Annotated in this window: 16 protein-coding genes and 2 pseudogenes; all 18 read right to left on the bottom strand. The window is 51.3% G+C overall.

Going from position 1 to position 21,994, the window contains the following annotated elements:
- Position 1: 1 nt before the first annotated feature.
- Positions 2 to 763: pseudogene (locus MRJ96_12755) on the bottom strand (protein-glutamate O-methyltransferase CheR).
- A gap of 96 nt (positions 764 to 859) precedes the next feature.
- Entirely contained in the window at positions 860 to 1,978 is a 1,119-nt protein-coding gene (locus MRJ96_12750) for a chemotaxis response regulator protein-glutamate methylesterase (GenBank protein ID MDR4502312.1), read from the bottom strand.
- An 86-nt stretch (positions 1,979 to 2,064) separates the two neighbouring features.
- Entirely contained in the window at positions 2,065 to 2,430 is a 366-nt protein-coding gene (locus MRJ96_12745; protein MDR4502311.1) for a response regulator, read from the bottom strand.
- A gap of 148 nt (positions 2,431 to 2,578) precedes the next feature.
- Complete coding sequence (locus MRJ96_12740; GenBank protein ID MDR4502310.1) at positions 2,579 to 5,413, bottom strand: methyl-accepting chemotaxis protein; 2,835 nt, start codon at positions 5,411 to 5,413, stop codon at positions 2,579 to 2,581.
- A gap of 57 nt (positions 5,414 to 5,470) precedes the next feature.
- The gene (locus tag MRJ96_12735; protein ID MDR4502309.1) at positions 5,471 to 5,923 is read right to left on the bottom strand and encodes a chemotaxis protein CheW; all 453 of its coding nucleotides are present in this window, start codon (positions 5,921 to 5,923) and stop codon (positions 5,471 to 5,473) included.
- Positions 5,924 to 5,926: 3 nt separating this feature from the next.
- Positions 5,927 to 8,704 (bottom strand): Hpt domain-containing protein, encoded by a 2,778-nt coding sequence (locus tag MRJ96_12730; protein MDR4502308.1) that lies wholly within the window; start codon positions 8,702 to 8,704, stop codon positions 5,927 to 5,929.
- Between the two features lie 363 nt (positions 8,705 to 9,067).
- A complete protein-coding gene (locus MRJ96_12725; GenBank protein MDR4502307.1) occupies positions 9,068 to 10,069 on the bottom strand; it encodes a methyl-accepting chemotaxis protein in 1,002 nt (333 codons plus the stop codon).
- A 161-nt stretch (positions 10,070 to 10,230) separates the two neighbouring features.
- Positions 10,231 to 11,292 (bottom strand): chemotaxis response regulator protein-glutamate methylesterase, encoded by a 1,062-nt coding sequence (locus MRJ96_12720; protein MDR4502306.1) that lies wholly within the window; start codon positions 11,290 to 11,292, stop codon positions 10,231 to 10,233.
- Positions 11,293 to 11,400: 108 nt separating this feature from the next.
- Positions 11,401 to 11,991: a hypothetical protein gene (locus MRJ96_12715; protein ID MDR4502305.1), complete on the bottom strand. Its 591-nt coding sequence runs from the start codon at positions 11,989 to 11,991 to the stop codon at positions 11,401 to 11,403.
- 96 nt (positions 11,992 to 12,087) lie between these two features.
- Positions 12,088 to 12,927: a protein-glutamate O-methyltransferase gene (locus MRJ96_12710; protein MDR4502304.1), complete on the bottom strand. Its 840-nt coding sequence runs from the start codon at positions 12,925 to 12,927 to the stop codon at positions 12,088 to 12,090.
- Positions 12,928 to 13,017: 90 nt separating this feature from the next.
- Complete coding sequence (locus MRJ96_12705) at positions 13,018 to 13,551, bottom strand: DUF420 domain-containing protein (protein ID MDR4502303.1); 534 nt, start codon at positions 13,549 to 13,551, stop codon at positions 13,018 to 13,020.
- 207 nt (positions 13,552 to 13,758) lie between these two features.
- Positions 13,759 to 14,298 (bottom strand): DUF3365 domain-containing protein, encoded by a 540-nt coding sequence (locus MRJ96_12700; GenBank protein MDR4502302.1) that lies wholly within the window; start codon positions 14,296 to 14,298, stop codon positions 13,759 to 13,761.
- Positions 14,299 to 14,513: 215 nt separating this feature from the next.
- A complete protein-coding gene (locus tag MRJ96_12695; protein ID MDR4502301.1) occupies positions 14,514 to 15,089 on the bottom strand; it encodes a DUF3365 domain-containing protein in 576 nt (191 codons plus the stop codon).
- Positions 15,090 to 15,430: 341 nt separating this feature from the next.
- Positions 15,431 to 16,297: pseudogene (locus MRJ96_12690) on the bottom strand (methyl-accepting chemotaxis protein).
- A gap of 1,223 nt (positions 16,298 to 17,520) precedes the next feature.
- A complete protein-coding gene (locus tag MRJ96_12685; protein ID MDR4502300.1) occupies positions 17,521 to 18,039 on the bottom strand; it encodes a chemotaxis protein CheW in 519 nt (172 codons plus the stop codon).
- 146 nt (positions 18,040 to 18,185) lie between these two features.
- Entirely contained in the window at positions 18,186 to 20,291 is a 2,106-nt protein-coding gene (locus MRJ96_12680; protein ID MDR4502299.1) for a chemotaxis protein CheA, read from the bottom strand.
- A 29-nt stretch (positions 20,292 to 20,320) separates the two neighbouring features.
- Positions 20,321 to 20,692 (bottom strand): response regulator, encoded by a 372-nt coding sequence (locus tag MRJ96_12675; GenBank protein ID MDR4502298.1) that lies wholly within the window; start codon positions 20,690 to 20,692, stop codon positions 20,321 to 20,323.
- Positions 20,693 to 20,831: 139 nt separating this feature from the next.
- Positions 20,832 to 21,983, bottom strand: a complete 1,152-nt coding sequence (locus MRJ96_12670) for a methyl-accepting chemotaxis protein (GenBank protein ID MDR4502297.1) — start codon at positions 21,981 to 21,983, stop codon at positions 20,832 to 20,834.
- Positions 21,984 to 21,994 lie beyond the last annotated feature (11 nt).

The raw sequence follows: 21,994 nt of genomic DNA, 5'->3' as shown, positions 1-21,994 counted from the left end.
CCTATGTCTGACGAAGCCGATAACATGATGTTCCGCTGACTGATACCCGCTCAAAGGCATCATCAAGATTCAGGGTTGTTTCCGAACCACCTAAAAATAAATATCCGTCGGGACTGAGAGCTTCCCGAATGTTTCTGAGTATTTGTTTTTTGATTTCCACGTCAAAATAGATGAGGACATTGCGCTAAAATACGACATCCAGTTTAGGAAACGTCAACCATTTCCCGATGAGATTCATCTGACGAAATTCGATCATATTTCGAATGTCATCGTTGACTTGCCACATCAGACCTTTCTTTGCAAAGTACTTCACGAGCAAATTGGCCGGCAGCCCACGATTCACTTCCAATTGGGAGTACTTGCCTTCTTGACACCGTCTCACCATTTCAGTCGACAAATCAGTCGCCACGAATTGAACTTTCCAGGAGGACAGTTGTGGAAAATGTTCTCGCAACACGATCATAACTGTATAAGGCTCTTGCCCGCTCGAACTAGCCCCACACCAGAAATGTAAGCGTCGCTCGTTTTTTCGTTTTTCCAACAGATCGGGAAGAATCGTATTTTTCAGAACCTCAAAGGGAACCAAATCCCGGAAAAAGCTCGTTTCGTTGGTTGTCATGGCTTCGATCAGCCGCTCATGTAATTTTCCGTAGGGCGCGCCACGGAGTTTCATGACGAGTTCACTGAGGGAAGCCAAACCTTCTTGCTTCACGATCGGCTCAAGTCGAGCACGAACCAGATACTCTTTTTCCGGTTCCAACACGATTGCCGCTCGCTCACGAACGAGATCACAGATAAATTTTAGATCTTGAGGAGGTAGTTCCACGGATTTGCCATTTCTCGAATGTGAATAGATAGATTAACGATGATGCGAGGCACCAACGGCCGCCGCAAGACGGCTTATCATGACACGTGTTTGAATCTCAGCAGCGATTTCCGAAAGAGGAAGAATGTTATCCGCCAACCCTGCTTGAGCCACAGCGCCGGGCATACCCCATACAACGCTAGTCTGTTCATCTTGTACGATTACCTGCCCTCCAGCCTCACGAATGACCTCACACCCTCGAAGCCCATCTTGTCCCATCCCAGTCAGGATGACAGCCAACGTATGTTCGCCATACACCTGGGCCACGGAACGGAACAGCACATCGACAGCCGGACGGCAAGAATTTTCTTGTGGATCTTGATTCAGCGCTAGCTCGATAAAAGCCCCCTTTTTAACGACCACCATGTGATAATCCCCCGGAGCGAGCCACATTTTCCCTGAGTGAACGGCCGCACCAGCTATGCCTTCTTCCATCGGCAGATGACATTTCGCCGTGAGGCGTTCAGCTAAACATTTCGTGAACACCGGAGGCATATGCTGAACAATCACGATCGGCACGGGAAAGTCCTTGGGAATAGACGGCAGCACCTCGGCGAGTGCATTGGGACCGCCGGTCGACACGCCAATGGCGATCACGTCAATACGCGATGGTTCCCTTTTCTCAGGGATCGACATGGGTTGCGGCTTCACCGTCGTCATCCGAACGGGAGACACTGTTGGCGCTGGTGAGGCTAGAGGAAAACGTGATGAACACAATGACTTGATCTTGGGCAGTAGCTCATCCCTCACACGTTGCATGGCCAAAGCCGCGCTGCCCACATTCGCCGGCTTGGTCACATAATCATTGGCTCCCCGTGACAATGCCTCCAGCGTTTCCCTGGCGGCGCGCTGGCTTAAGGTACTGAACATAATGATGGGAAGAGTCTTATGGGTCTTCCGAATTTCACTCACAGCCGTTAATCCATCCATCTCCGGCATTTCGATGTCCATCGTCACGACATCGGGATTCACCTGCTCGATCATCGAGAGAGCAATCTTGCCGGTAGCAGCCTTTCCGACGATTTCGATCATCGGATCTTTGCTCAATTCGTCGGAAAGAAGCCGGCGAATCACCACGGAGTCGTCAACGATCAGTATGCGTATTTTGGCCATTGTGGGGTATCCCTTTTTTCGGAACACGTCAGCCTGGAAATTCCAGAAGAGATTCGCCTTGCGTCCGACGTGCTCTGTCTTTCGTCTTATTTAATGCCCAACAATTTCAACTTTTCTTGAATCACGTCTTTCGTGAAAGGCTTCATGACATACTCATTCGCGCCCGCGGCAAGCGCCTTCCCCATTTGAGACGCTTCCGTCTCGGTCGTGACCATCATCACGGGCGTTTTTCGATGAGACGCGTCTGAACGAATGGCGCGCACGAATTCAAGTCCATTCATTTCCGGCATATTCCAATCAACGAGCACGACATCAACACTGCCCATGGATTTCAACTTATCGAGCCCTTCCTTGCCATTGCCGGCTTCCTCAACCTTTCCTCCTACCGACTCGAGGATCTGCTTCAGAATAATCCTCATCGCCTTTGAATCATCGATGACCAATGCCTTCATACTTCCCTCCCTATGCGATTGCGCCTATTCGGCTCATGAACTCCTCTCGGAACTTTTCATCGGACAACGCGAGACGGAAGACGGTCCACGGTGCAGAGACAGAGATTCAATATTCCGCGTACCGTCCTTCATCATACGTTTGCGTACGCTATTGCAATGTCGTCAACTGTTGAACGACGGCTTGCAGATTTGCCGCCATTCTGGAGAGCTCAGCCGAGGCGGTCTGCGTTTGTACGGCACCTTCTGACGTGCCCTTTGCCGCCTGCGCCACATTCAAAATATTGCCAGCAATTTCCCCGGTGCCTTTGGAGGCTTCGTTGATATTCCGGCTCATCTCGTTCGTGGTCGCTAACTGTTCTTCAACGGCACTGGCGATCGTATTCATGAAATCATTGACTTGCTTAATGATCCCACTGATATGTCCCATCGCATCCACTGCGCCTTTCGTATCGCCCTGGATCGTCTCGATCATTTTGCCGATATTTTCAGTCGCCTTGGTCGTCTCTTTGGCCAATTCCTTGACTTCATTCGCGACGACAGCAAACCCTTTACCGGCTTCACCTGCACGAGCGGCTTCAATCGTCGCATTGAGCGCGAGCAAGTTGGTTTGTTGCGCGATCGAAGTGATGACTTTGATGATGCTGCCGATTTCGGCACTACTCTCACCGAGCTTTCCGACCGTCATGTTAGTCTCTTCAACGACGGAGACCGCTTCACTCGCAACCTTGGCCGCATCAGTCGTGTTCTTGGCGATTTCTTTAAAACTCGCGCTGAGTTCTTCAGAGCCCGTCGCGACCCCTTGAACATTCTTACTGACTTCTTCAGCAGCCGCAGACACGACGTTGGCCTGGCTCGACGTTTCTTCCGCAGCCGTCCCCATCGTTTGACTGACGGCCGTGAGTTGTTCTGATGCGCTCGCCAATGTTGTCGAAATATCCGCGACTTGGCTCACACCATCTTTCAGCTGGGCCGCCGTGGCTTTTTCACGTTCATTGGCTTCCTTAATCGCAGCTTCCTGCTTCAGCCTTTCTGTGATGACCTCCCAGGTGACCATCGGCCCGAGATACTTTTGGTTTTGATCATAGATGGCACTTACCAGAAGATCTAATGTTTCAGGGCCGACTTGAATGTGGGCCTTATGCGGTAAGTTTTTGGGATCCTTCAACAATTGACGTTGATGCGTAGGATTCTTATGAAAGACATCAATCGTGTGTCCCTGCATCTGTTCGACCGGAATCGGCAGATATTGTTCGATCGTTTTCAATGTCTTCCTGGAAGCCGGGTTCATATATTGAATTTTCAGGTCCAGATCCGCGCACATCACATTGATGGGAGCATTTTCCATCATGGAATTCACCCGGGCCATCTCCGTTTCGGTCTTGAGCTTTTCGGTAATGACCTCCCAGGTAACCATCGGCCCAAGATAATTGCCGGCATGATCATGAATCGCACTCACCAGGAGACTGAGCATCTCCGGCCCCACTTGAATATTGGCCTGATGAGGCAGGTTCTTGGGGTCACTGAGAAAATTCCGTTGATGTGAAGGATTCTTATGAAAGATATCGATACTCTGCCCGACCAGATCATCCACCTTGCACGGCAGGTATTGCTCAAGAGTCTTGAGCGTTTTGAGCGAGGCTGGATTCGCATACCTGATACGCAAGTCCTTATCGGCAAACAACACATTTACAGGAGCATTCTCCATCATGTTGGAGACACGAGCGGCCTGGATTTCCACCTGTTTGGCTTCCGTCACATCCGTCGCAAACTTCACCACCTTAATGGGTTTACCGGTTGAATCCACGATTGGGTTATACGAGGCTTGAAGCCAGACTTCCTTCCCGCCTTTACCAAACCGTTTATAGACTCCGGCATCAAACTCACCACGGTTCAGTTTGGCCCAAAAAGCGGCATACTCTGGACCGGCGGCATAGGCTGGTTCCGCGAACATCCGATGGTGCTTTCCCTTGACCTCATCGAGCGTATACCCCATCGTGTTCAGGAAATTTTTGTTGGCGTCCAGGATCGTTCCATCCATCGAAAAATCAATGACCGCGTTCCCGTTACCGACCGCGGTGTTTCTGGCTTCATATTCTTCGTTGAGTTTCTTGAATTCCGTGATATCCGTGGCAAACTTCACGACCTTATAGAGTTTTCCGTACTCGTCAAACATGGGGTTATACGAAGCTTGAATCCAGACTTCCTTTCCGCCTTTACCAAACCGTTTATAGACTCCGGTATCAAACTCACCACGGTTCAGTTTGGCCCAAAAAGCGGCATACTCGGGACTGGCGGCATACGCTGGCTCCGCGAACATCCGATGGTGTTGGCCTTGGATCTCCGAGAGGGAATAGCCCAGGGTCTTTAAAAAGTTGTCATTGGCCGTGATGATCGTGCCATCGATATTGAATTCGATGATGGCTTGCACTTTATCCATCGCTTCGTACAGACTTTTGAGTTCCGCAACATTGCCCACATGTTCCGTCTGTACATCCATCACGGCAGTCGCCCCTTGAGATCCTACTGTACCCATATTCTTCTTCCTCCCCTGATTTGGTAAAGATTCAGTTTCCTCGTGGTTCTCTTGTATGGGATTGATCGTATTCACGATATCTGATGCGAGTGGTCCGACGAGCGCGACAATCTGGTCGATCAATTCCGATGAGACATTGAGACTGTTCAACGTCTCCACCAGGTGTTCGGCGACACGATCGAAATGATGTTGTGTGATCGAAAGATGCGCATGAGCCGGCTTCATGGGGGGGCCTTTGTAAACTGCCGGTCCACCTAACGCTTGAGTAAAAAACAGCACTTGCTTGGCCTTGAGCGTCGAGACGTCCACATTGACAAAAAACGGTTGAAGCATCGGATCAGCCAACACACGCTGATACAACGCTGAAACCGCTGCTGTCACACTTTCTGAGCCTCCGATTTGTTCAAAGATCGAAGTGGAATGTTTACCCGTCTGTACTGTGGTCGTCATTGAAGTCTCCATCCTTTCTCCATCTGCTGAAATGCCTTGCGTATGTGTTTCTCGTCATTATTCTCCGACCCCTGCCAATGCATGGTGTACGGTGATAGCTTTTTCCGTATCCAAAATCAGCAGCAAGCAACCTTCGAGCTTATGGACTCCGCAAATGAGTTCACGGGCCGCTCCCTTGACTGTATTCGGAGGAGACTCCAGCGTGTCATCCGTCACTTCAATGACATCGCCAATTTCATCCACCAAGAGACTCACCGCCCCGTCATCCGTCCGAATCACGACATTCATGGGTTCTTGATCTGGCGAACGCTCATTCAGCTCCAATCGCCGTCGCAGATCGATAGCGGTCACGATTTGTCCTCGCAGGTTGATCAATCCTTGAACAACTTTCGAAGCCAGCGGTACATTCGTCATGTCCTGGAATTTAATCACCTCTTGAACACTCAACACATCAACGCCAAAAAAAAGGCCATCGAGATAAAACGTACAATATTGTTTTGCATCAGACATGGGTTAGACTCCCACCACTTCTTGATAAGCTTCTTTAAAGGGTGCCAGACGGCACTGTTGCACGACCGCTTGCACATCGAGTAAATCCGTGACCCGTTCTTGAACGACTGCCGAACAAAGAATACCGGGCTGAGCAGACGTCGTTTTGGCCTTGACCTCTTCCTGGACAATATCCACGATGCGGTCCACCGCCAATCCCACCTGACGGTCTCCTTGCGAAATCACCACCACTTGAATCGTTTCTTGTTCACATGACGAAGCACACCCATGAGTCGACAAGACCGAGGAAAGTCGAATGACGGGAAGAATTTCCTGCCGGTACTGAATCACTTCTTGTCCCCCAGCGACTTCAAGCGATGACACGGGAATTTCTTCCAAACGCGCGACCATATCGAGGGGAATCGCAACCTGTCCTCTGTCTCCGACCTGAATAATCAGTAGGGCTTTGCGACTCCCACTTCCTTCCATGTTCCGACCATCCAACTGATCTCCGGGCATATGCTCGCCGCTTTCGACTGCCAGGCCCACGCGATGGGCTAATCCCATGACGTCCAAAATCAAGGCCACGCGTCCATCACCCATAATCGTCGCTCCCGCCAACACAGGAATCCCTTTGAGTTGTTTGCTCAAGGGTTTGACCACGATTTCCTCGGTATCATTAATGTCTTCCACCACGAGTCCAAAGCGATTACCGTCGGCCTGCAGGACGACGATGTTCACAACCTCCGAATCATCCTCTCCATGACAGGCGCTCGGGGTGAGTTGCATCACTTCGTGCAAGTACACTAATGGCAGGAGATGGCCACGAAGTCGACAGACCGGGGCGCCGTGAATATTTTCGATCGATTTCCGGATCATCTCGCCTTCTAACCGTACAAGCTCTAGAAGGCTCACCTGTGGAATCGCGAATTGTTCACCGCTCGTGGTTACGATCAGCGCAGGAATAATCGCCAACGTCAGAGGGACTTTAAGCTTGAAGGTGGTGCCTTCACCCAATTTCGTCGAAATATCAATCGTGCCGCCGATTTTTTCGATGTTCGTTCTGACGACATCCATTCCCACGCCGCGACCGGAGACGTTCGTCACCTTGGCTGCGGTCGAAAACCCTGGGAGAAAAATAAGATTCAGCAGTTCCCGTTCTGGCATCCTGGAAACCTGTTCCTGTGTCACCACTCCCCGTTTTACGGCTGTCTCGGCCACACGTTGCGCGTTGATGCCGCCTCCGTCGTCAGTTATTTCAATATTGACCTGACCACCTTCATGATAGGCTCGGAGCAAGAGTATTCCTTCACGGGCCTTTCCACGTTGTTCCCGAACATCGGGGGGCTCTATTCCATGATCGACTGAATTTCTGACCAGGTGAGTCAAGGGATCTTTGATGGCCTCGATCAGGGTTTTATCCAGTTCAGTATCCTTGCCCTCCATTTCAAGGCGGATTTCTTTTCCGCATGAAATGGCCAAATCACGGACAACTCGTGGAAACTTGCTCCATACATTGCCGATTTGCTGCATCCGTGTTTTCATGATGCCTTCCTGCAATTCCGACGTAATCAGACTCAGCCGCTGGGACGATGCGAGTAAACCCGCATCATCCTGAGTTCCCGTACATTGCAGGATTTGATTGCGTGTCAAGACCAGTTCGCCGACCATGTTCATTAATTTATCCAGCAAACCGACATCCACACGGATGGAAGATTCAGCTGCTGACGGGCCTTTGGCCTCGCCTGGAGCTAAGGTTTTCGGGTCCGACTTGGATTCAAATTCCACTTGAGGAGTTCCGGGGCTCAAGAATGATGAGGAAGGGGCGGAAACATCAGCCGGAAGACATTCTGCAGAAGGCATCCCCGTTGGAGAATCGTCCGACCCAGTTGACTCGGGTTCTGATAAGGTTGAGACAGGAGCAGACGACGATGCCTCAGCATCGCTTTGCAGTGCGGTCAGCTGTGCTTTGAGTTCAGCGAAATCGTCCGTTCCGTCATGCTTGTGCTGTTCGATACTCTGGAGCATCTGACGGATGGCATCCACCATCGTCAGCAAAGCGCTTGTCCTGGAAGGCGTGAGGACAAGTTCGCCATCTCGAATGAGGCTAAGCAGCGTCTCTCCCGTATGCGCGAGACTTTCCAGCCTGACGTACCCCAAAAATGCACATGTTCCTTTGATGGTATGGATGGCACGGAAGATACTCGACAAGGTCTGTTCATCCGGATGTTCTTCCAGATCGACAAGATCACGCTCGACTTGGCTCAGGTTTTCATCGCTTTCGATGAGAAATTCTGAGACCGCCTCATCCAAAGATGGATCGGACTGAACCGGGTCAGACCCTCTGGATTCTTCCGTAGGAGAAACGGCAGATTGAGGAACAACCGTCGACAGTTCCTCCGATGCGATCGGCTGCGGGTCACGGGACTGCAGGGCCGTCAATCGTGCCTTAAGTTCGACGAATTCATCTTCGCCATCTCCTCCACTCTGTTCGATACATTCCAGCATCTGGCGAATCGCATCGACCATCGCCAACAGAACGCTGGTCATCTCGGGAGTCAACGACAATTCCCCGTCGCGCACAAGACTCAGCAGAGTTTCCCCTGTATGAGCCAGGCTCTCGAGTTTCGAATAGCCGAGGAAGGCACACGTCCCTTTAATCGTATGAATCGCCCGAAAAATGCTGGAAAGCGTGCTTTCGTCCGGTGTTCCCTCTAGGTTAATCAGATCCCGTTCGACATGATTGAGGTTTTCATCACTTTCGATGAGAAATTCTGAGACAGCCGCATCCATATCACTCATAGAAGAACGTCCCTTTCAGGTACTAGGCAGCACATATCCAACGAATATGATTAAAATGTCTCCGTTTGGTATTCAATTCAGGAGATGTTTTATGAAGAGACGATGCCAGAAATGGTCAACAGGCTCAAAAGAATTATCGGTATGAATTGGGAAAAAATTAAACACAACGTCTCGACTCAACTCAGGTCGAGTATTTCATGTTTTCTCGGAATTTCTGAAGCAACATTTGCCGATTGTTCTTAGATACTTTCCCTAAGACATTGAAAAGGGCATGATAAGATTTACGTCTGTCGATAGAAAAAAGATCTGGACGAGGAGGAGAAGCTCAAGCCTGCTTCCGATAGGATAAACGAGCCTTTCTGGTCAAACAGAAAGAGAAGCCAGTCCTTCTTCCTGGCCGGGCAACTTGTCGGCATGAACCTGAAACGATTGTATGATCTCCTGAAGGCCTGAAAGATCCTGAATCACTCGTTCAAGCCGTTGCCGAGAAATATCCTGAAACTGCATCGACATCACGATATCCGTGACTTCATTGGCATGCTTTTGTGCGGCGTTGGTCGCCTGCACGACACCTTCTTGCATGGCGAGGTTTTTCGCCTCGATCACTTTCGTAATTTCAGTGATTCGTTCTTTTGTATCGAGGGCCCCCGTTAAATCGATCGACGAAAACCCGTGCAGTGAATTAATGGCTTTTTCCGTACTCTCATTCATGGCCTTGATGACATCTTGGATATTGGCCGCCGCGACTTGAGATCGAGTCGCAAGCTTGGTGACTTCTTCCGCGACCACCGCAAAGCCACGTCCATGTTCTCCGGCCCGAGCGGCCTCGATCGCTGCATTGAGCGCGAGCAATCGCGTCTGATCTGAGATAAATTCGATTTCTTCCAACAGCGGAGGAATCCGTTTCGTGCTTACTTCGACTTCTTCGACCACGGTCGCGACATCCATTCCAAGTCTCGATGATTCCACCACACTTTCGGCGAAATTCGACATAATCCGGTTCGTTTCACCGAGCAAAGACTGATCACTCTCACTACTTTCCCCACTCAGTGTTTCCCGGCTCAAACGTTCGGCTGTTGTTCTGGACTCCGCGATGGCCGAATCGGTAATCATTTGAAATCGCGTGATGAGTTCTAGGACCGCTTCCTCGACAATATCCACAACTTCCCGAACGTGGGCTTTCGTTTTCTCAATAACCGGCACCAACGTACTGACGTCCATCTTCTTGGACTCATTTCGTTCTCGCGCACGGAGCTCCGCTTGAATCTTTGCCTCTTTCATAGGCCATAGGTATTTAAGCGAGATCACATAGGTTAAACCTGCGCCCATCAAAAATGTCGCGACGTTGTAGAAAACATCCATCATCTATCGCCCTTTGCACAACTCATGAAATGCCCTCTAGCTTTTGAGAAAGACCGTCCGCTTATGTCTCTTCAATCGGTATCCACCTGCAAGAACTTGATAGGAGGAACACGAGTGACACGTAACGGATCATGGATGATGACGCAATCACGTTCCATGCCTCACTACCCCAAAGACTTGAGATGTGCGAGCATCGCGCTGGGGATGTCATGTAATGGAAGGATTTTGTCTACGCCTCCGGCCTTGATCGCTTCTTTCGGCATCCCGAAGACCACACAAGAAGCTTCATCTTGCGCCAAATTAAACGCTCCCGCCTTTTTCATGGCTAACATGCCCGCCGCCCCATCATTGCCCATCCCCGTAAGAATAACCCCAAGACTATTGGAGCCCGCATATTGAGCGACCGATTGAAACATCGCGTCCACTGATGGACGATGCCGATTCACTGGCGGCTTCTGATTCAGCGTGACATGATACCGCGCTCCGCTCCGTCGTAATTCCATATGATAGTTCCCCGGCGCAAGGAGCGCTTGTCCGGGAATCACGCTATCCCCCTCCTCGGCTTCCTTCACGCCGATTTGGCAGACTTGATTGAGACGATCTGCGAAAGTTTTGGTAAACCGTTCAGGCATATGCTGCGTCATGATAATCGGAGGAACACTCGGCGGCAGAACTTCAAGAAGTTCCTTCAAGGCTTCAGTGCCTCCCGTCGAAGCGCCAATGGCGATGATCGTATCGGTGGTCTTGATCATGGAGCTATGGCTGGCCAACTCCCGAATGCGTGCTTGATTCGAGTGTGTCGGAGTACGCTTTCGAACCGACGCCGAAGCAGCACCCTTAATTTTGCTCGTGATCGTCTCAGCGAGCTCTTCCATGCCGTGTTGCACATCAATCTTGGGCTTGGTGATAAAATCAACCGCACCAAATTCCAACGCGCGCAGAGTGGTCTCACACCCGGACTCCGTAAGGGAACTGACCATCACCACAGGCATCGGATGCCCATGCATGACTTTTTGTAAAAAGGTCAATCCATCCATCTTTGGCATTTCGACATCAAGGGTCAAGACATCCGGATTGAGGCTCTTAATCTTATCCCTGGCCGCATAGGGATCAGTTGCCGTCCCGATCACTTCAATCTCAGGATCGTGGGATAAGAGCTCGGTCATGACCCCACGAATTAATGCAGAATCATCCACGATCAGTACGCGAATCTTTTTCCCAGTCATTCTTCACTCCTTTTTCCCTCTCGTGTTGCACGTTCCGCTTTATATCTTCCGGGGTTTGCCACGCCGGCTCCCATCACCTGCCTCAGCCTACGTGCGCGCCTCATCGATTCAGAACAACGTCACGTCTGCTTTGGTCGTCGTCGTTTCCAACGTCGATTTGTAGCGTTTCTCTTCTTGAACGATAGAATGCGATTCCAGGCGGTCTAATTTTTTCATCAAGACTTTTCCGGAATTGGTGAAGTAATACACCTTTCTCGGACAGACATCACCAACATCAGCCTTAATCGGCGGCATACCTTCCTGCTCCAGATAATCCATGGCCCACGCGGCATTTTTGGCGCCCACATCCAGACTGCCTTCATAGATTTTTCCACCACCAAACACCTTCGCCTCGAGTCGATTCCGTTGTCCTCCGCGACTCAAGATACCGTTGATCAACATTTCCATCGCGTAACTCCCGTAGCGGCCTGACTCAGCCCAACTGTCACTCCCCCCATATGCGCTCGGCGCGGCAAGCATAAAATGATTCATTCCGCCCACCCCGACATAGGGATCGCGAAGACACACGGAAATACAGGAACCCAGCACGGTATACACCACCATTGGAGTTTCACTCAAAAAGTACTCGCCTGGAAGGATGACCGCGATCTCATGCGGAAATCGTGTATCCGTCATACGTCTGATATGAGCAAAGTCCATCACGATTCCAAGTGACGCATAATCCCATCACGCGCAGTGAATCAAAGAGCTAGATCCTTTTTTGAATGCATCGTTTGACAGATTACGGTTCACTCTTCAAGGCTTTTGCAGGCCTTCTTCGGGCTTTTGATAGATCGTCGGCTGCACGTACTCGAATGGATGATCAACCCATTGAAGACTCTCGGAATGCCCGATAAAGAGATACCCTCCTGGCTTCAAATATCGATAGAATTTTTTCACGAGCCGGGACTGGGTGTCTCGATCGAAATAAATCATGACATTACGGCAAAACACCACATCCAAGGCAGATTTGATCGGAAACGTCTCATCCATTAAATTGATACGCCGGAACCGCACGAGATTTGCGATATGCGGTTTGACTTTGATGGAATGTGATTGCTCCCCCCGCCCTCTGAGGAAATGTCGACGAACCAGTGCCGGATCCAAACTGCTCACCCGTTCATCGTCATAAATGCCCGCCGCCGCCTTGGCCAAGACACGCGTCGAGATATCCGAGGCCAAGACCTTAAAATCCCATTGATCCGGACGTTGCACGGCATCATACAACGTCATCGCGATCGTATAAGGCTCCTCGCCAGAGGAAGACGCCGAAGACCAAATTCGAATCTGACGCCGATCCATGAGTGAAGGAATGATCGTTTGCCGAAGAAAATCAAAATGAATCGGCTCACGGAAAAAGTCCGTCTTATTCGTCGAAACGAGATCCAAAAGATTTGTGAGTTCTTCGTGGCCGGCTTCGCCGCGAACGTAATCCAGGTATTCTTGATAGGATGAAAGCTCAAGCTGTCGAAGTCGCTTTCCTAATCGAGAGACCAGCAAGGTTTTTTTGTCGCCATTAAGCTTGATCCCGACTTGTGCGTAAATAAACGCCTGAAACTGTTCGTACTCGGTGTCAGAAAGGGTCGTGACATTCATTCCCGGTTCACCTTCGATAATGGTTGATCGTTCAAATCATGGCTCGCTTCGTACCCCTTACACTTCATGCCTTCGCCCATGGTATGCGTGTCAAGGTTCGGAGAACCACTGAAACAACATTAAATAAACAACATAGGCCGTCAGAATCGTCCCAGAAAATGTCCCGATCAAGACCCTCCCCAACACCCGATGCCGGGTGACACCTGCAACCATGGCCCCGACTCCCGTGCCATACCGCAGCTTCGTGAGACCCGAATAGAGGTTGATGATTCCCAGGCCAACCGTCGTGATCGCCAGCATCGTATGAAGGACCAACACGGGAACGTAATACGTCCAGTACTGGTCTGTGGTTCCGCCAAATTGATCACGGCCAAACAATACTTGTTTCGTGACGTACCCCACGAGCCACAGCCCCACTAACGAGCATGATAGGACCATCCATTGAGAATGATGGAACACGTCATGTTGCTTGGCCGCGCGAACGCCAACCAACGCAATACCGTAGGCGATGGTCATGCTGACCAGCACTCCGTACCAGATGAGATCATGAATAGCCATTGAGACGAACGAACGATTGGAAGCCGCATCTACGGAGTGTCCACCCCCCACTCTGCTGCGACACACGATGAACCTTATATCGGCTGGAAGACGAAAATAATAAAGCGTAAACCTTGATTACTCATACGGCATGAGAGGAAAAAATGCGGGGAAGGAACGATCAAAAAACGTGAGCAGAAAGACGTGCGTGACGATGCGAGGGGATGTAGAAAAAAAGGCACGAGGGCGGATGCCCTCGTGCCTTTTCAAGTCTTGCTATTCAGAGGCCTTGGGTTACTTCATGCGGACCACGACTGCTCCCATAAAATCACCTTTCTTCCAGTCTTTTTTCGTGGTTTTAGGATGTTGGTTGTGACAATCAGCGCAGCCTTGGACGATGGCAAAGTCCGCAGACATACCCACCGTTTTTCCGCCATCCTCGAACGTCACAACTTTCACTTTACCGGCTGCAAGATCGGCGAGCGCCTTTTTCTCGGCATCCGTCTGGGGCGCATTGGCCGCATACAACGGATCGGTGCCCACGAGGCCTAATTCAAAATCCGTGATTTGCGAACCCACGGCTTTCACGAATTGCGCCGGCAACATAATGGAATGATCAGCCTTCGCCCAATTTTCATTGGGATTCACTCCACCTTCCTTAGCCTTGGCGATGATGTCTTGCACGAACACGGTACGGGCAGCCTTGGCTGTGGCCAGAATGAACTCAGCCGCCTGGCCCTTGCTAATGTCCTCGGCTTGCGCCGATGGAAGCACCATCGCCACCCCCACGATTAACGCACAAACCGCAGTCGAAACTCTCAACCTATTCTTCATAACACCCCCTCCATTAGAGTGATGATAATAATGGCTAAGAACGCCTCATTCTGAAGTGCGTACGGTAGCGATTGAACTGGGGAATGTCAATCTGTCTGGGTTTCTATACAGGAGGAGATACAAGCAGTCGTGCAACGGAAGCAAAAGATGGGAGACGTGAGACGAGACGATGTTTTCCTCGTGTTTCTCGTCTCACGTATGACGTTTTTTCGTGCTTATCCCCGCATCCGGATGATGATGGCGCCCATGAAATCACCCTTCTTCCAGTCCCGTTTTTTGGTGCGTTTATGTTGGTTGTGGCAGTCTGCGCAGCCCTGCGAAATCGCGAAGTCCGCGGACATGCCCTTGTATTGCGTCCCATCCTGGAACGTGATCATTTTCTCTTTCCCGCTCGCCAGTTTGCCCAGCATTTCCTTCTCTTTTGGGGTCTTCGGTAAATTGGTGTCGTACAAAGGATCTGTCCCGACGAGAGACAACTCATAGCCTTGAATCTCATACCCCAAGGATTTGACGAACTGGGCTGGCAACATCACTGCGTGGTCTTCCTTGACCCAGTCCTCAGAAGCCGTCATCCCAGCCTTCTTGATTTTACGAAGCACACTTTTTACGTAGATCGTACGGGCAGCCTGCACCGTGGCCAAGATATACTTGGTCATGGCGTCGCGATCGAGGGTAAAGTCTTTCGTCATGGCGGCCTGACCGTTCGTCAACAACGTCATGCTGCCGACCACCACAATCAGCATCACGGCCATGATCGTTGACCAGATTTTGTTCTTTGATACGTATTTCATACACACTCCTTTTTAAACAGTGTTCCTGAGAGGTTAGGCGGAAGACGTACGGTAAGTGAAGACCTCTCACTTCACGTCCGACGCTTCACGCCTAACGATTTTTAGAATTCTTCAAAAAAATCATCATTGCCCTTTCGGCGCTCATGACCATTGCCCGCCCCGACTCCGGCCGGCTCTGGAGCCTGAGGAGATTTCGCGACTGGCGCCGACGCTGGCTTATTGGCCGCTTTCACAACTGGAGCGGAGGACACAGGTGCCTTCGCTTTCGGTTGCCCATGCGCGGCTCGTCCTGCTTGCGCGACTTTTCCGTAGCCGGAATCTTCACCGTCTTCTTCGTCCGTCTTAAAAAAGGACACTTGCCGCAACAGCTCACTCGCCTGCTGCCGCATGGACTGTGAAGCCGATGTCGTTTCTTCGACGAGCGCCGCATTTTGCTGTGTGGATTGATCCATCTGAATCACGGCCTTGTTGACCTGGTCAATACCCGCGGCTTGTTCCTGTGAAGCGGCGCTAATCTCTGAAATAATGTCTGTGACGCGTTTGACTGAATTGACGATTTCTTCCAACGTTTGACCTGATTGATTCACCAGATCGCTCCCATCGCTCACTTTTTGCACGGATTCGTTGATCAAGGTCTTGATTTCCTTCGCGGCCGTCGCGGATCGGCCGGCCAGGTTTCGAACTTCCGACGCGACGACGGCAAAGCCCCGGCCTTGCTCACCGGCCCTGGCCGCCTCAACAGCCGCGTTCAAGGCCAGCAAATTGGTCTGAAACGCGATTTCATCGATGACGTTGATGATATCGGCGATCTTTTTGCTGCTCTTATTGATTTCACTCATCGCATTCACGGCGTTTTCCGTCACCGCGCCGCCTTTTTCCGCGACTTCACGGGCCGCGACAGCGAGCTGATTGGCCTGCTTGGCGTTGTCGGCGTTCTGCTTGATGGTCGAAGTCATTTCTTCCATCGACGCACTGGTTTCCTCCAACGCGCTGGCTTGTTGAGATGTCCGTTGGGACAGATCCTCATTGCCTTGCGTAATCTCCGCTGATCCCGTCGACACATGCTCGGCCGCTTGCCGGACGTCGCCGACGACCCTCGTCAGGTTATCCATCATCGCGTTAAATGCCCCGGCCAATTGCCCCAATTCATCCTTACTCGTGATCTCTGCGCGATGCGTCAAGTCGCCATTGGCGGCCTTCTGGGCCACATCGCTCACTTTGATCAAATTGGCCGCACCTTTTCGACCGACGTACCATCCGATCGGAGCGATGATGGCCAAACAAATCAATCCCGTTTGCAACACGGAATTCTGGACGCTGTTCGCATCGGCGAGAGCTTCTCCCTCCGGCACCCGCACCATGATTCCCCAATTCATCCCGGGAAATCCGTTCGCTCCGACCAGATGCGTATACCCCGAAACCTGGCTGATTTGTTTACGCATGTGCTGGGCCGTGAGACTTCCTGATTTTCCGGCGACGGCCTGCTGAGCCGCCTCGACGCCTTTCTCTGCCAGATTGAGTTTCATTAACACGTCAAAATTTCTGACGACCTCATCGGTGGAATGCGTCGATGGATCAAAGTCCACGAGGATACGTCCGTGTGCATCCAACAACGTAATTTCGCTCCCGGGAAATCCAAGTGACTTTAAACTCCTATAGGCATCCTGGAACATTTCTTCGACACCGCGCATGCTGGCCCGATTGGTCCAATAGGCCACGACTTCACCGACGTCGTTATACACGGGCGCGGAAAATCCCATCACATACCCATCGCCCCCTGTTGCTTTCGCAACATCAGAGTCAACATGAGCATCTTCGATATACGTCCCCGTCCATGTATCGTTTCCTGGAGCGGTGAAGGGCTGCTTGGTCGTGAATTCCCCGTTCGAGAGGGCCTTAAACCACGGAGTGTTACTGTAGTTCTTCTCGAAGACAAACTGGCTATTGATAGGCTTACCATTCGGGTCTTTGTAGTTGGCTGCGATCACATCGCCCCTGGTATCGACCATGATAAGCAGGTCATAGATCCCATACGCAGCGGAATACCGGTTCATGACTTGACTGATTGAATTGAACGGGGTGGGATCATACCATTGCGAAATACGATGAACCGCATCGTTGAACCCGAAGGCTTGAACGTCGCCATATCGTTCAGACAAATTTCGATCGATTTTATTGGCTAACTCTACTGCGGTCGTCTGGAAGCGCATCCCGACTCCGGTTTTCATATCCTCGCCGGCGTTGTAGGCAATCATTCCGACTGCGGCCATCGGAAGGACCCCGAATATCAGGAATAGCGTGACCAGTTTGGCCGCGATGCCCCAGCTTAAAAACGTCTGCATGACTTGTTTCATCGCTCCCTCACCCCCTCGTGTCTTCTGTGATTGTTTGAAAAGACGTGATACATTGACGGACTGTGCATGTAGGCTCATCATTGCTCTCCTTGCTCTTGACTGGCCGCAGTCACGGCCGCGACTTCCGTATCAATTAACACTCGGTCAATATCCAGTAATGTGACCAGACGGTCGTTACAACTTCCGATCCCCGAAACGAATGTGATGTCGACTGTGCTGCCCAATTCCGGCGGAGGTTGAATGTCTTTATTCGCGAACTCCAAGACATCCGATACGGCATCCACCAGAAAGCCCATGACCCGTTTGCACACGTTAACCACCACGATGACCGTAAACGCCGTGGGCTGGGTCATTCCCATCCCGAACTTCAACCTCAGGTCAACGATTGGAACGATCGTCCCTCGCAGGTTCAACACGCCTTTCAAATACTCCGGCGTGTTCGGAATTTTGGTGACAGCCGTGTAGCCTTTGATTTCTTGAACTTTTAAGATATCGACTCCGTAATGTTCCTCGGCCAGGTCAAACGTCAGGTATTGCTGGCCATCCGCACTCAATCCACTCGTGACTTCCGTGACCTCTGCTATCGCTGTAGACATTCTTGCCTCCTTCTCAATCGGCCAGGCATGAGGTGTAAACGGTTACATCGCACGATATGTTTTCCTCACCCCGACCTGGACTCTTTGCATTATTCGTCGCTCATCGTCAGTCTCACGCCTGACGCGTCATACTCGTCTTGACGTCCTTAGGCCGCGACCGTCTTGGCCATCCTGGACAGTTTGACCAGACCTGTGATATCCAGAATCAAGGCCACTTGCCCATCGCCCAGGATCGTCGCCCCCGAAATGCCTTCGACCTTTTCATAATTCTGTTCGAGACTTTTAATGACCACCTGCTGTTGACCGGTCAGTTCATCCACGAACAGCGCCACACGTTTCCCCTCTGCTTCAACGATCACGAGAAGGGCCTCGGCCGGGTTCGTGAACTCTGCTTCGACTCCAAAGACATCGTAGAGTCGCACCATCGGCACCCACTCACCACGGAGATTCACTACTTCTCCTTTGCCCACCACCGTTTGAAGATCTTCCAGTTTCGGACGTATCGACTCCGTCACCGAGATCAGAGGAATGATGTAATTCTCATTCGCCACACGAACGGTCATGCCGTCGATAATGGCGAGCGTCAGTGGCAGCTTGAGCGTCAACTTCGACCCTTTTCCCTCGTTCGATTGGACAGCCACACTTCCTCCGAGGGCTTCGATATTTCTCTTCACGACATCCATCCCCACACCGCGCCCACTGATATCCGTGATGGTCTCCGCCGTCGAAAAACCAGGCCTAAAGATCAATTGCCACACTTCGTCATCAGAAAGCTGGTTATTCTCGATGATCAATCCCTTCTCAACCGCCTTTTTCAGAATTTTGCTCCGATTAAGCCCTCGCCCATCATCCTCAACCGTGATACAGATGCTGCCGCCATCGTGATAGGCATTGAGTCGGATCGTCCCTAATTCCGACTTTCCTGCGGCCACACGTTCCTCCGGTCCTTCAAGCCCATGATCTGCCGAATTTCTGACAAGATGAGTCAGGGGATCGCCAATCGCCTCGATCAGGGTTTTATCCAATTCCGTCTCTTCCCCGGACATGAGTAATTGAATTTTTTTGCCGCTCTTGCTAGCGAGATCTCGAACCAAACGCGGAAATCGATTAAAGGCTGTGGCACCGATCGGGACCATCCGAACGGACATCACTCGTTCTTGCAATTCCCGCGTGTTGCGCTCCAATTGAATGATCCGCTCCTGAAGGACAGGGAGCTGACTCATCGTAAATTTTTCTCCAAGATCCGTGATCATGGATTGAGTGATGACAAGTTCCCCGACCAGATTGATCAGCTTGTCGATCTTTTCCGTATCAACACGAATCGACGCACTTTCGGCCTTCTTCATCTGTTGTTGTTTACTGAGCGCTTGATTGATTTGTTGCGGTGTTGCCGCCTTCTCCTCTACCAAAATCTGGCCGAGGGGCTTTTGTTTCGCCAAAGCCGCGTCTACCTGTTCTGGCGAAACGGCCCCTTCATCCACCAGGATTTCGCCGAGCGGCTTATACTCGTCATCCGCTTCATTTTGATCGGTAATCTGTAGCTCGCTCCCATCACGGACAAAATCGAACACCGCATCAAGGTCTTTCACCGGCTTGTCGGTCTCGACGACGAGCGTCCATGATAAGTAACAACGTTCAGCGTCCATGGTTGCGAGATCAGGAAGCACGTCGACATGCACGTCCAATTCCAACACTTTGCCGAGCGTTGCAAGTTCCCTGAATAATTGAGATGGGTCCAGACCTCGTTGAAAGAGTTCCGCCAAAGGCCTCCATGAAATCGTCACAGTTCGCAGGCCGGCAGCAGCCGTCACGGAGGAGGCGCGCTCTACGCCAGCAGCTTGAGCGGTTGACGGACTCGCGTCACCTCCATTGAAACAATCCACCAGCCGCGCTTCCAGCGCCGCGATGTGAGTCACATCAATCTCCCCATTCCCCCGCGCCGCATCCAGCAGCGATTTGAGGCCATCCAACGCTTGGAGAAGGAGATCGATAATGTCCTTGGTCACCACCATCTGACTATTGCGCAGTTTATCCAAGACGTTTTCCATCTTGTGTGTTAGCCCGCTAATAGCCGTGAAGCTGAACATGCCTGCATTGCCCTTGATGGAATGCGCCGCGCGAAAGATTCGATTCAGCAAGTCGAGATCTGTGGGCCGTTGCTCCAGGTCGAGCAACCCGGTCTCCATCGTCTCAACATGCTCAGCTGACTCTTCAAAAAAGGACTCTTGGAAATGCGAAAGATCTACCGCCATGGCGACTCCTTATGCTCGAATTCCAACGATTAGGCAGGCAACACTTTTCCAATCGTCGCTAACATCTGTTCCGGATTGAACGGTTTGACGATCCAGCCAGTCGCTCCGGCGCTTTGCCCTTCTTTTTTCTTATCGTCCGCCGATTCTGTCGTTAACATCAGGACCGGAGTAAATTTATGAGCTGGCATTCCACGAATGGCTTTGATCAGGGAAATGCCGTCCATGTTGGGCATATTGAGATCGGTGATGACCAGATTGGGCTTGGCGCCACCATTGAGCTTTTCGACCGCTTCCTTTCCATCTCCAGCTTCCACGACTTCAAAGCCAGCTCCCTGTAGGGTAAAGGTCACCATTTGCCTCATCGACACGGAATCATCTACGACTAAAACAGTTTTACCCATGGCTTGTCCTCATTGCAGATATTGATGATGATCTTGATTGCCTCGCACAACAGAACATGACATCTCTCGATACAGCTCACGCCTGCTGCACTCCATCCCTTCACTGCCTTTCGTTTCCGGTCTCTCGCTTTTCGTCTCTTTAAAACAGCGTGACGGCGTCTTCCTCGTTTACGCTGGTCCCGGTTCCCACGACCACGACTTCTTTCCCATCCTTGGCTGCTTTCATGATCGTCCGTTCAGACTCCATCGTGTAGGACATCTCCAGTTTTTGCAGTTGGTTCAGTACATCCGCCGGAAATTCTTGATGATCACCGCTGGCTTGTACGGCGTGCAAGGGATCATAGATGAGTTCAAGAGGTTCATAGACATGTTCCAGTTTCTGCCGAGTGATATCTTGAAATTGCATCGCCATCACAATTTGTGCGATATCGTTCCCCAACTCCTGGGCCCGTTGACTATTTTGACTCATGTTCTTTCTCAACGCCGCATTTTTTGACGCCATCACCTCCGTCATCTCAAGCACGCGCTGCTGGGCCCCTAAGGTCTCGGTCAAATCAATCGCGGCAAGCCCTTGCAGCTCTTTCATGGCGGATTCTGTCGTGCCTTTCACGGTCGTCGCCAACGTTCGGATTTGTTCAGCCGCTTGACCTGATCGGTTGGCTAATTTCGTCACTTCATCAGCCACGACGGCAAACCCTCGTCCGTGCTCTCCCGCTCGTGCAGCTTCAATCGCCGCATTCAACGCGAGCAGGCGGGTTTGATCGGCGATAAACTCTACTTCCTCAACGACGCTCGAAATTCTTGTGGTCGAGGCCACGGCTTCTTCCATCACTCCCATGGTGCTGTTGGTGACGGCGGAGGTCGAACTCACCTGATTCACGAACATATCCATGGTACTTTTCGTGGCGTGCAATATCCCTTCAACAGAGGAATCATCTTCCGAATCACTCGAACTTTCCCCCATATTGATAAGCGCCTCGGTTTCAGAGGCTTGCTCCCTCGCCCTCTGCGAGATTTTTTGAAACCGTTGAATAAGCCCGTTCGAAGCTTCCTCGGTCTCTTTGATCACCGACTTCATCTGCGCGACAAAGACAGGCAGCAATGGGGTCAATGCCCGAGCAAATGCTTCCCAACTCGTGGCAATGCTGCGCTCCTTCTGAAATTCATGCTCAGATACCCATTGAGGCTGAACGCTGGTCTGGTCGACACCTGACACCCGTCGTTTGCACAACGCCCCGAAGACGCCGCCCACAACGAACGCTCCACCTACCCACCACCAATTAGGACTCATGTCTCGCTCCT

The organism is Nitrospirales bacterium (assembly GCA_031315865.1).
GTDB lineage: Bacteria > Nitrospirota > Nitrospiria > Nitrospirales > UBA8639 > JAGQKC01.
This window is presented reverse-complemented; position numbering and strand designations above follow the sequence as displayed.